This window comes from Candidatus Hydrogenedentota bacterium, from assembly GCA_019695095.1.
In the GTDB taxonomy this organism is placed as follows: Bacteria; Hydrogenedentota; Hydrogenedentia; order Hydrogenedentales; family SLHB01; genus JAIBAQ01.
The window spans coordinates 1-11,409 of the sequence record JAIBAQ010000186.1 but is presented as its reverse complement, the minus strand read 5'-3'; the positions used below and the strand labels follow the sequence as shown (position 1 = coordinate 11,409).

The 11,409-nt window shown below is 56.4% G+C and carries 11 protein-coding genes and 1 tRNA gene; 8 read left to right on the top strand and 4 right to left on the bottom strand.

What is annotated here, in order from left to right:
* Positions 1 to 536, top strand: a 536-nt coding sequence (locus K1Y02_21545) for a hypothetical protein (protein MBX7258961.1), incomplete at its 5' end; no start/stop codon positions are given.
* Between the two features lie 80 nt (positions 537 to 616).
* Here K1Y02_21545 and K1Y02_21540 read toward each other — a convergent pair.
* A tRNA-Gly gene (locus K1Y02_21540) sits at positions 617 to 692 on the bottom strand.
* A 315-nt stretch (positions 693 to 1,007) separates the two neighbouring features.
* Between K1Y02_21540 and recA the strand changes: the two genes are divergently transcribed.
* The 6 genes from recA (at position 1,008) to K1Y02_21510 (ending at position 8,229) form a co-directional block, all read left to right on the top strand.
* Positions 1,008 to 2,069 (top strand): recombinase RecA, encoded by a 1,062-nt coding sequence (recA, locus tag K1Y02_21535; GenBank protein ID MBX7258960.1) that lies wholly within the window; start codon positions 1,008 to 1,010, stop codon positions 2,067 to 2,069.
* Positions 2,070 to 2,094: 25 nt separating this feature from the next.
* Positions 2,095 to 5,109, top strand: a complete 3,015-nt coding sequence (locus tag K1Y02_21530) for an AsmA-like C-terminal region-containing protein (GenBank protein MBX7258959.1) — start codon at positions 2,095 to 2,097, stop codon at positions 5,107 to 5,109.
* Between the two features lie 42 nt (positions 5,110 to 5,151).
* On the top strand, positions 5,152 to 5,661 hold the full coding sequence (locus K1Y02_21525; GenBank protein MBX7258958.1) for a hypothetical protein: 510 nt from the start codon (positions 5,152 to 5,154) through the stop codon (positions 5,659 to 5,661).
* Positions 5,642 to 6,619: an SPOR domain-containing protein gene (locus K1Y02_21520; GenBank protein ID MBX7258957.1), complete on the top strand. Its 978-nt coding sequence runs from the start codon at positions 5,642 to 5,644 to the stop codon at positions 6,617 to 6,619. The genes K1Y02_21525 and K1Y02_21520 overlap by 20 nt, the downstream gene beginning before the upstream one ends.
* A 33-nt stretch (positions 6,620 to 6,652) precedes the next feature.
* Positions 6,653 to 7,528, top strand: coding sequence for a 2-dehydropantoate 2-reductase (locus K1Y02_21515; protein MBX7258956.1), 876 nt, complete (start codon positions 6,653 to 6,655; stop codon positions 7,526 to 7,528).
* 68 nt (positions 7,529 to 7,596) lie between these two features.
* On the top strand, positions 7,597 to 8,229 hold the full coding sequence (locus K1Y02_21510; GenBank protein MBX7258955.1) for a lysophospholipid acyltransferase family protein: 633 nt from the start codon (positions 7,597 to 7,599) through the stop codon (positions 8,227 to 8,229).
* Between the two features lie 38 nt (positions 8,230 to 8,267).
* On the opposite strand, the gene K1Y02_21505 is transcribed toward K1Y02_21510, so the two are convergent.
* From K1Y02_21505 to K1Y02_21495, 3 genes are all read right to left on the bottom strand, one after another.
* Positions 8,268 to 8,900, bottom strand: coding sequence for a hypothetical protein (locus K1Y02_21505; protein MBX7258954.1), 633 nt, complete (start codon positions 8,898 to 8,900; stop codon positions 8,268 to 8,270).
* A 117-nt stretch (positions 8,901 to 9,017) separates the two neighbouring features.
* Positions 9,018 to 10,070: a 23S rRNA (adenine(2503)-C(2))-methyltransferase RlmN gene (rlmN, locus tag K1Y02_21500; GenBank protein MBX7258953.1), complete on the bottom strand. Its 1,053-nt coding sequence runs from the start codon at positions 10,068 to 10,070 to the stop codon at positions 9,018 to 9,020.
* A complete protein-coding gene (locus tag K1Y02_21495; GenBank protein ID MBX7258952.1) occupies positions 10,067 to 10,915 on the bottom strand; it encodes a hypothetical protein in 849 nt (282 codons plus the stop codon). The genes rlmN and K1Y02_21495 overlap by 4 nt, the downstream gene beginning before the upstream one ends.
* A 139-nt stretch (positions 10,916 to 11,054) precedes the next feature.
* Here K1Y02_21495 and rpmB point away from each other — a divergent pair, with 139 nt between their 5' ends.
* Complete coding sequence (rpmB, locus tag K1Y02_21490; GenBank protein MBX7258951.1) at positions 11,055 to 11,318, top strand: 50S ribosomal protein L28; 264 nt, start codon at positions 11,055 to 11,057, stop codon at positions 11,316 to 11,318.
* The last annotated feature ends 91 nt before the right edge of the window (positions 11,319 to 11,409 follow it).

Sequence of the window (11,409 nt, the reverse complement as noted above, 5' to 3'; positions counted from 1 at the left end):
GGACCGATGTGCCCGGTGTCGACCCGACGACTAACGATTACAACTGGTTTGCAGGCGTCACGCCGACCCTGCTTGCCGACGAGATTAACCTCGATTCGGACCCGAAGCAGATTGAGATGATGTTGCGTACCAGCCGTCTGGTAAAAGGTTGGGCAAATCGGCGCGTGCCTGCACTACTCGGCGCGGAACCGGGGACCGAGGCTGAGCAACTGCTCAATTCGCGAAGTGGACGCATCCATCTCTTCCCTGCCATTCCACCCGAGTTGACCATCGCGTTTCGTGATTTGCAGGCCCGCGGAGGTTTTGAAGTGTCGGCTGAACGCGTGAACGGCGAAGTGACCTTCCTGCAAATCCGTTCCCGGCGCGATGTGGAGTGTCGCCTAATGAACCCGTGGCCTGGCCGCAAAGTCGTCGTTCGCATGATCCCCGACGGAAGTGCCGTCCCACACAGGATGGACAATGAAAACGGCGAGTGCATCCGTTTCGCGGCGCACAAAGACAATGTATATGCTATCTCGACGGCGGAAAAGCAGTAACGCGCGAATTGGGACGCACAGCGCAATAGCACTATCGCTGAACGACGGGATACATTCCAGAGGAGTTCCAAAAAGAAAACTGGAGCGGGAAACGGGGTTCGAACCCGCGACATCCAGCTTGGGAAGCTGGCACTCTACCAACTGAGTTATTCCCGCTCCGATTGGTGAAACCAATGTATCACTGAGTACGTTTGGAGTCAAATTGCGCATCAAGATTCGCGCCTGTTAATGTGAGCAATCGCGGCGAACTCTGCAGGTCGTGATGAATTCTCCCCCCTTTGTTCTGTGCAAAATAGGTGCTCCACAAACGGAGATTGATGGACAAGATTGGTTCGATGTACTACACTGATGCATCACGTAGGATGGACCTCCATGGGGGTGGACGTCGAGGGGGTTGACAAATGCGCGGAAAAATGGCACGCTTCGGGTGTGGTGAATAAGTTTTCAGTATACCGCAAGGAGAAATGACGGATGGCGGCGGCAAAGGAAGATCCCAAGACAAAAGCGCTCGATATCGCGGTAGCGCAATTGGAAAAGCAGTTTGGCCGGGGCACGTTGGTGCGCCTCGGGGACAACCAGTTCGACAACAAGGTTCGTGCTATTCCCACGGGAAGCCTGTCGTTGGACATCGCCACTGGCGTCGGCGGGATGCCTCTGGGGCGCGTGGTAGAGATTTTCGGGCCCGAATCGTCGGGTAAAACGACGCTGGCCTTGCATGTGGTGGCAAACTCACAGCGGCGCGGCGGCATCGCGTGCTTTATTGACGCTGAACATGCGCTGGACCCCACATTTGCGACGAGGCTGGGCGTAGACATTGACAATCTGCTGGTGTCACAACCAGACACCGCGGAGCAGGCGCTGGAAATTTGCGAGGCGCTGGTGCGCAGCAATGCGGTCGAGGTGGTCGTAATTGACTCCGTGGCCGCCCTGGTGCCGAAGGCGGAAGTTGAAGGCGATATGGGCGATAGTCATATGGGCTTGCAGGCGCGGCTTATGTCGCAGGCATTGCGCAAACTGACCGCGTCGATTAGCCGTTCGCGAACCTTGGTGATCTTCATCAATCAGATTCGCGACAAAATTGGCGTCATGTTCGGCAACCCGGAAACGACAACCGGCGGGCGCGCACTGAAATTCTACGCCAGCATGCGCGTGGACGTTCGGCGCATCGCGACAATCAAGGAGCGCGAAGAGGACGTCGGCAACCGCGTGCGCGCCAAAGTCGTGAAGAACAAGATGGGCCCCCCATTCCGGCAGGCGGAATTCGACATACTTTTCAGCGAGGGAATCTCGCGCGAAGGTGATATACTGGACCTTGCTGTTGAAGCCAAGCTGGTGCAGAAGAGCGGTGCTTGGTTTTCAATGAACGGTGAGAATCTGGGGCAAGGTCGCGAAAACACACGTCAGTTCTTGAAGGATCATCCGGAAGTGACCGAGAAACTTCGTGCTCAGATCATTGCCGCGAAGGGACTCGCATGGGATGCCCCTTCATCGGATGCAACTGACGCAGTAGAAAGTACGTCTGCCGATAAATAGGCAAGAACGCATAGATGAAACGTGGGTGCCGTCAGGCCGGTATACGCGGGTTTGGCTGCTGGGGCTTCTTGTCCTTACGGCAGCGCTCGCGGGGGCGGCTCTTTTCGCCAAGTACAAGCTCGAAGGAATCCGCGGAGCCGTACTCGACAATGCGGAGTCCCGAATAGGCGCCCAGTTCCAGGTCTCGTCCGTTTCTGCGTTTGGCCTGCGCGGATTGGAAGTGGAAGGAATCAACGTCACCTTTCCGACTCCAAGCGGCATGACGGTGGCGTGTCGCGTTCCCGCAGCCTACGTTTACGTGGACTTGCTGGATCTGTTCTACGGCGAAGTCTCTATTGAGCGCGTTCAACTGGACGGCGCGAGTATCACGGTGCATCGTCCGGTGGATGTCCCGTGGTTGCAGCGCGACAAGTCCGACAAAACCAGTTCCCCCTCCCCCGCTTCTCCCTCATTCCCGTTTCGGGTCATGGGTAAGGGATGCAGCCTGACGATCGAAAATGTGGTGGGAGAATCCCGTTTGACCATCACGGACATCGACTTTGATGTCTCTCGCTTAGCGGATTCGTCATCATTAGCGGCGACATTGAAAGGACAACTTGAGGGCAGTCCGGAAAAGACGATTCATCTGGATCTGCAATATGCATCTGCGAAAGATTTCGACATCAAGGCAGCGTGCTCTCAAATCAATGCGGCAGATGTGAACGTGTTCTTGCCTGCGAATCAGCACATCGTGCAGGACGGCTCCGTAAGCCCTTCGATTCGCCTGGCTGGACGTAGCGACGAGACGATCGACTTGTCTATCGATGCGCCGTTTGTGGGCGTAGCTATCCGCAATCAACCCACGTTTATGCGCCCGGCGACAGGTGTTGCGAGTGCAATCGGTAACTACGATCCCGCCGAGAAAGTGCTCAATCTCTCAATGTCCTCCATCGAATCGGACCAATTCGCTGGGACTTTGTCCGGGAAAATTCTCGCCAATGAGAGACTGCCCATACTCGATCTCACCTTTGCATCCTCCAAGCTGCCCATTCAGGACGCATTGGAGACTCTGCTCGAAGGCAAGGTTGAGCGGTATGGCAAGTTGGAGTATTCATTGGATGGAGAAGCCAGTTTCTATTTGTCAGCGCGCGGTCCGAGCGACGATCTGACTATTGAGGCACGCGGAGTTGCGGCGGGTGGTCAGGCGAAGTTTTCGCCCACCAACAGTCAATGGCCAAGAGTCTCGCTGACCTTCGGGCGTTTGGATGCGGCATGGGATTCCAAGTCGCGACAGCCCGTGGCCTCCCTGGCGGTGCTGGATGGCAAAGTGAGCCAACAGAAGTACGACGTGCAGGCGGAGCACATCGCCGGCGCACTGCGCTTGAACGGCGATGTTGTTCAAGTGGCCCCGTTGACTGCCGTAGTCACGGGACAGCCTGTGATTGCAAGCGGCGAGTACAACATCAAGACAAAGACCGCCAAAGGAAAACTCAGCGGCAGCGTTGCAGGCATGGAAAAGACAAAGCTCGCCGAGTCTATTCGTAACACGACACTGGCGGGAGCGGCCTCCGTGAATTTGGAGGGCGCATGGAAAAACAACACGTGCACCTTCTCCGGCTCGGTGGATGCAACACAGGCCAGCATCGCGTATCGCTGGTACTTCCTCAAACCGATCGGCATGGGCGCAAGCGCACAGGTCCAGGGTGAGTTCATACCGAAAAAGCGATTCTCCGTCGATGTGACCGGATTGGTAGCCGGTTCCGAGATAAAGTCAATTTCGAAGTTTTCCCACAACGGTACGCGATGGGTTTTGCGATCATCCAAGGCCACGTCGGACAAGTTGGATCTCGTTTCCGTGGGAAAGTGTCTGACCATACCTTACCAAGTGGAAAACGGAACGGGAACGGCCGCAACCTATGAGTGGATTCGCGACAACGATCAGACCCAAGACTGGCACGCAACCATGAGTTGTGCCGTGACAGACGAAGTCTCGGTTCGCGTCAAAGGCGGCAACGCTCCGATGGTGGCAAAGAACGTGCAGTTTTCCGGAATCATGAATCAGTCAGGAGAAGTGTCTGCCGGTGAAATGACCCTGGATGCCAAAGAGGCAAACATGCCGTCTCTCCGGAGTGGCAAGTGGTTTGTGCCGTTTGAACGCGATTTCACGAAGTATCCGCCCACCGATTGGAAGTGGACATACCACCTGAAGTGCTCCTCAATTGAAGTGCCACCATGGAAAGGGTCGGACTTTGTTGGCGAGGCTTACACCACGCTGAACGAATCCGGTTTCACGAACTATGTGGCCAATGTCGATGGCGGTGGTGTGCTGAGCGGGACCATCAAGAATGATCGAAATCAGAATGAGTACCATTCCACAAACGAGTGGAAGCAAATCCCCGCCCATTATATGATGGAGCACCTGCAACTCCCCTTGGCGTTTAAGGGATTGATGTCAGGGAAGATGGAGTATTCCCAAGATAGAGACGATCCGCGCTCCCGAAAGGGCAGCGGATACTTCGAGATGGGTGAAGGGCAGTTTAGCGCCGATTTCTTGCTCGCTATGTTGGAGCAACAATTGGACAGCCAGACGATGGTTCTTCCCCCCTCTCTCAAGTTCTCACAACTCCATGCGGATGTTGAAGTTGAGAAGGACGTAATTCGAACACCCTCGATTAAGCTGGTGTCGGATGCGATTCGTATCGAGGGTTCCGGGAGGTTTGTTACCGACGGGGACGTGGACTATAATATCCGCGTTGCGGTGAATCCGGATGCGGCCGACCGCATCCCCCTGCTGCACGACAATTTTAATGTGCAGGGGCACAAGCTGGCCCAGCGAGACATTGAGTTGGCATTCCGGTTGACGGGTCCCACGGTGAAACCGAAAGGGGAAGTCACGGGAACGCCCCCGCTCCATGTCACGTTGATGAGTGGATCGTTGGAGGCCGCGAACGAAGCGTTGCGTGTCATCGATGCGCCACGCCGGATTCTGGTCGACCTCCTGAAAACTGGTGGCGGAATAATCGGAGTACGAAAGCCGACGCAAGACGGTAGTCCCAATTAGGATTTTATGGATATTCGTATAGGTAAACAAGGCCGTTCCTGTGTGGCCACTAATCGACAATTTGAGCACGGCGAAGAGGTCATTTCGCTGGTTAGGTATGAGAATCAAGAGCTTATTCGCGAAGATTTTGCGAAAGAAGCGTGGGAGCAAGGCCGAAGCGGTGGCGCGCTTGCCGTCTGGTCAAGCCCATTTATCGATCCAAAAGTCGTGGAGCAGGAACCTCCAGAGCGGTTTTCTCCATTAAGACAATTGTTTTATAATAGCGTCGAGAGCACAGACCGCTGTGAACTCGCCAAGGCGTTCCTGGCCGCACAGTTGTTGCGCCGCCAGAAGGTCTTTAGGCTTCTGAAAGAATCGGACGATTCAGACGGAGAATCCAGGGTCACGTTATACACGGACCGCATTGGAAATCGGCTCATTGAAGTCCGAGACCCGAATCTGTCGTACACCGAGCTCGAAGCCGGACGCGTCGCGTTGTTGCGAGAATTGGCAGAACTGGAGAATCCCGAACCGGAGACGGTTGAGGTGAGTAATGGCGAACAACAAAACTAAGCGATACGAGGGGGATGATGCCCCCACTTACCAATTCACGTCCTATCAATTGGTAATGATGATTTGCGCAGGTCTCTTGCTGATGCTTCTGGTCTTCATGGCGGGAAGTTTTGTTCAGGGGATCAATAAGTCAAAGGACAAGGCATCCGGAGATTCAGTTGCCACGACTTCTGAGAAGGACAAGCCGGAACCCGTCAAGAAGACCGAGACACCAAAGCCCGTCGAGTCAGGAACCGTACGAAAAGAAGGGGTTCAAATTTCCCCCAAACCAGTGACGATTCCATCGGGCGACAAGACCGCAAGCGCGAAGACGACACGCGATGGAGGCGCCGCCTACATACCTGCTCCGCCCCCGTCGCGGCCTTCGAATCCAATTCCCCCTGCTCCGCCAGCCGCACAGGGTAAGCCGCAAGTCACCGACATACCGCCCGTGACCAAGGACAAGACGCCTGTTGCGGAGTCAAAAACGGACAAGCCGGCAGAGCCGGCGGCGGCAAAACCGACAGCTTCAGCCACGCCACCGGCCGCCTCGGCACCAGCCACCCCCCCGGCCACTTCCAAGCCGATGGAGGTAGCTGCCGCAACGCCGCCTACAGCACCCGCGCCCACAGCGACACCGGTCAAGGAAGAGAAACCTGCGGCACCCGAAAAGACGCAACCGGTCAAGACGGAAGGTGCGCCTGAGAAAGTCATACCCGAGAAGGACTCGGCCTCGGGCGGCTACACGGTTCAGATTGCCTCGTTTGAGGCTGCGAAGCGGTCCGTGGTCGATGAGTATGTGGCGCGCATCAAGAACAAGAGCGATTTTGACGTACGTGTGATACCCTCCAAAGATGGATCTCGCTTACGAATTTGCATTGGCCAGTACTCCAATAAGAAGGATGCTGACAAAGCGCGCGACGAGTTGAGGTCGGTCAAGGAGTTTAAAGAGTGTTGGGTTCTGGCACTGAACGACTAGGGTTTCGGTTGGCGGAAAGGGGAACAAGTAGGTATGAAGGTGGCCGTAATCGGACCGGGGGCCATGGGGTGCCTATATGCGGCTCGGCTTTCACGGAGCGGAATTGATACTGTACTTGTAGATCATCGTTCCGATCGTGCAGCCCGCTTGAGTGGCAGTGGAATCCGCGTGGAGGCACCCGAAGGCGAATTCACTGCAGAGGTCAAAGCTGTTTCATCTGTTCCAGCCAGCGTCGATCTGGCGATTGTTCTTGTTAAGTCCAATCTCACCAGTACGTTGGCGTTTAATGGAAAGATGAGCGTGTTGACGCTTCAGAATGGCCTTGGAAATGTTGAAACACTTTGTGGAACAGCAGGTAGCGCCAACCTAATGGCGGGGGTCACTTCAGAAGCCTCAACGCTTCTGGGTGAAGGTCATGTAAAGCATGTTGCACGCGGCGTCACGCGCTTTGGCGCATGGACTTCGTGTCCGGTGGCGTCTGCTCAGCAGGTCTTGGTCAAGGCAGGATTCCAAGTTGAAATCACGGATTCACCGGGACAAGTCATCTGGGAGAAGACGGCGATCAACTCCGGCATCAATCCACTGACCGCGCTGCTCAACATCACGAATGGCCAAATCCTGCAAATTCCCGAGGTGCGCCAACTGATGCGCGACCTGGTCGTTGAGGCAGTCAAGGTGGCCTCGACGGAAGGATACCGCTTTACCCACAGTGTGGTCGAACTCGCCGAGGCAATGTGCGTCCAGACCAGCGAAAACGTATCCTCGATGCTTCAGGATGTGCGTGCTGGCAAGCCGACCGAGATCGACGCCATAAGCGGCGAGATCGTACGCCGTGGGTTGCAGGCGGCTCTTCCGACTCCGCGGACGCGTGTTGTCTGGCAACTGGTGAAAGGCCTCGAAAAGCGTTGAGCTTTGATGGGCTTGTCTATGCAAGTCCGGTAAAATATACTTATCGGAAGAGGCTTCTTTTATGCCTTGTGCCGCCGATAATATCCCTGTGCCTGCGTATTATATTCCTCACGTGCCGCGTCGAAATCAGGAATTACGAGTACCTTAAGGGGGAGATAGCCTCCCACGGCAAAACCCTGATTGCGTTCTGGCATGAGGTGCTTGCGCTGGCCATGTGGCGCTATCGAGGTACGAGATACCATACACTCATTAGTTACAGCTACGACGGGGAAATGGCCGCGCGCGTAATTCGCTGGTTTGGCCTGCGGGCTCTTCGCGGATCGTCCAGCCGGGGCGGCAGCGAAGCCCTCCGTCAGATGGAATTGGCCTTGAGGCAAGGCATCACCATTGGCTTCACGCTCGATGGACCGCGCGGACCGAGACGCAAAGCAAAACCTGGAGTTGCCATTCTCTCGGGGCGAACCCAAGTTCCGGTGGTGCCGTGCGCATTTGCCGTAGATCGGGCCTGGCGGCTTCGATCCTGGGACCGGTTCGTAGTGCCGAAACCCTTTTCACGGATTGTCTGCGTCTGCGGTCCGCCCATTCCTCCCCCCGCCGACGACACGGCCGAAACCGTTGAAAGACACAGGACCAGGGTGGAATCGGCCTTGAACGCGCTTCACCAGGAATTGGAGCAGGAACTGGGCGTTGTCTCCGGCTAATACCTGTTCCCTGTGCGCGCCGATCAGACAGGCCGAGCCTAGTTCCCCCAACCGAGCTCCTTCTTAAGCTTCATCCACTCGCGATAGTCCAGGTCGCGGAGTGGGCTCCTTATTTGGTCTATTACGGTCATGGGACCTTCTGGACCGCCGTGCGCGTCAATAAGCGCCTTTAGCTCGCGGTCCCAGGCCGCAGTTACCGCCTCCTGAGGCATATCCTTGGAATCAGGGAAACTATCAATATCCCACAGCGTTTCGTAAGGGAATGGCGGAGTCATCGCTTTGTCCTGCGAAAAGTCATACGCGTAAACCCGAGATTCCCCACCACTCCCCTTCATTCTCATGGTAACGGCGAACAGCGCTCCATCACGCGACCACTCCATACCGGCCAAGTCTTCAGAGAACCCAAGCTCGATGTTCTCGATGTAATGGGGTGTCTGCGATGCGTCTTTCCGAACAAAGAAGTACCATCCCCGCCCTATGGAGCCCGCCTCCAATAGCCACGCTTCATGCGCGACCCCCTGTGCCGTTGGTTTGCAGACGTACACTTCAGGATGGTCGAATCTCATGACCATCCACCGTTTGAAAAGGACGCATGATACCCCGACCGCGCACACAAACAGCACCAAACTCGCGAAACAGCCGATCTTGAGGTACTTCTCATTCCACTTCACCGTCGTCTCCCCCGACCGTCCGAAGTCACTTTCAAGCCATCGGTGTGATAGTAGCACAGCGGTGAATTACCGACAACAGACTCGAAGCGCAGCCACGCCCATAGTGATCGGCGGTCACTACGATGTTTGGGGCGCCTCTCCCCCGCTGTCCGCGATTCTGCGGCGGAGTTGGCCGCAGGCGGCGTCAATGTCTTGCCCGCGTTCGCGTCGCAGGGTCGTTACGATGCCGTTGCGAACGAGGATATCCCGGAATGTGGCGCAACGGTCAGGCGGCGGGGCGGCGAATCCCAGATCGGCTACGGGGTTGCATGGAATCAGGTTTACGGATGCCTTGAGTTGGCGGGCCAGTTTCACAAGCTCTTCGGCGTCCTTCTGAGAATCGTTAACGTCCTTGAGGAGCGTCCACTCAAACGTAATCTGACGCCCGGTCTTCTCGATGTAGGACTTGATAGCTTTCACGAGCGCTTCGATCGGGTACTTCTTGTTAAGCGGGACGAGCTTTGTTCGGAGCGCGTCGTTAGCCGCATGAAGCGACACGCTAAGCCGTACTTGCCAATTCTCTTCGGCGAACCGCTCGATGCCTTTGACCTCTCCCGCTGTGGAGACGGTGATGCGCCGCGCCCCAATGCCGAGGCCGTCCGAGGCCATGAGCAGGCGAATACTCCGCATCGTGGCCTCATAGTTTCGGAAGGGCTCGCCCATCCCCATGAATACGATATTTGGCGAGCGCCCCTCCATGTCCTCACCCGCAAGCAGATACAGCGCCTGCTCCACGATTTCGCCCGGATTCAGGTTCCGCGTATAACCCGATGCACCCGTCGCGCAGAAGGCGCACTTGACTGCACACCCCACTTGTGTCGAGAGACAAATCGTGCTGCGCTCACGATCCCGGATAAGCACAGTCTCCACCGTTTCACCGTCGGCAAGGCGAAGCAACGCCTTCTTTGTGCCCGTCGAACGGTTCGACTCCGACATACTCACCAGCGAAAGCTGGCTCGCGGAACACTCTTCCTTCAGGCGCTGCCGCAGCTCCTTCGAAAGATCCGACATCTGTTCGAAGTCGAATACGCACTTCTTGTGCAGCCACCGGAAGATTTGGCGCCCCTGATAGGGTTTCAAGTTCAGCTTCTCGGCAATTTCCGTGGGATTGTACTCGGTAACGTTAATCATGGTTTTCCTGGCCGCCAGGCGATGCGAAACAAGGCATCGTCCAAGGTCGTGTTGATTCGGATATTGCGCATTTCAAACGTCATGCGCGCTTGTTGCGTGGGAAATGACACATCAATCTTCGCGGGAAACATCACCCCGTCCGATACGTGATAATCGCTCAAAAGCGTTACGGCCAACGGGTCGCCGGATTCGAGCAGCCGCTCATTCTTCACAACCACCCACGGCGGACCATGGACGACGATACGGCGGCGCGGATGCCGCGCCGGTCCAATAAGCAATGTCGCCTCCTGGGCCGCGGCGTCGTACGCGATAACGCGCATGTGACGCTCCGGGATGCGCGCCCACTCCTCGGGAATGAACATTTCGCGGGCAACATCCGATGGAGAAACACTGAACGGAACGCTCTCGATGACCTCGCCTTCCAGCCGGTAGTAGTAGCGTTCGTCCACGTCACGTTTCGTAGGGAACTCAATGAGAAACTCGTTGCCACGGCTGGTCAACTCGAAAGCGACGATATTGAGCTTGATGCGGCCTTCGACATGCAGGTCGCCCGGCTTGCGAAAGGCTACCATCCCGGAGGGGAAACGCTCCGTAGCCTTCAACTCCGGAGACTCGATGGTGAAGGACCCTGCCGCTCGGAAATTCGTCAGTTTGGCGTCGTTTTCCGCAAGCGCGGCCCGCACCTCTTGGGCGGTCGGCGCGCCGGGCGCCAGTTCCGTGTGTTCGACGCGCTGTCCCAACGTGGCGCATCCCGCAACGAGCCCCAGAAGGGCCGCTACAACCCCGAGAAGTCCCGTCCGGACAGGGTTATACGGTGATTGGGTTCCGTGGAAAGGAGCGATCATGGCTTGAGTTTTTGCTCGGGGTTGTCTTTGTTGCATCGAGTATGGACGTATGATACACTTTGTCGCTTTCGAGTTGCCAGGTAAACAGTGGCGGCCCTTCGTGTTGGCGCGCCGCAGAGTTCGAAATTGGGAGTTTGTCATGTCACGGGTATGTGAATACAGCGGTACGAAACCCCATGTTGGGAAGCGCGTCATCCGCCGCGGTAAAGCGAAGAAGTCCGGCGGTATCGGTCAGAACGTGACTGGTATTACAAAGCGCCGTTGGAAGCCGAATCTGCAGCGCATTCGTATTATCGATGAGAACGGTACGGTGCGTCGCGTTCGCGTGTGCGTGAAGTACATCAAGGCCGGTAAGTTCATCAAGGCCGCCAAAGGGCGCAAGGTTGCCGCGAAGTCGGCGTAATCTCTCGCCGTTAGCATCACAGTGTTTTAGAGCCGCTGAACCGCCAAGGTTTGGCGGCTCTTCATTTCTTCAGAAAGCAGAAAGCGAATGA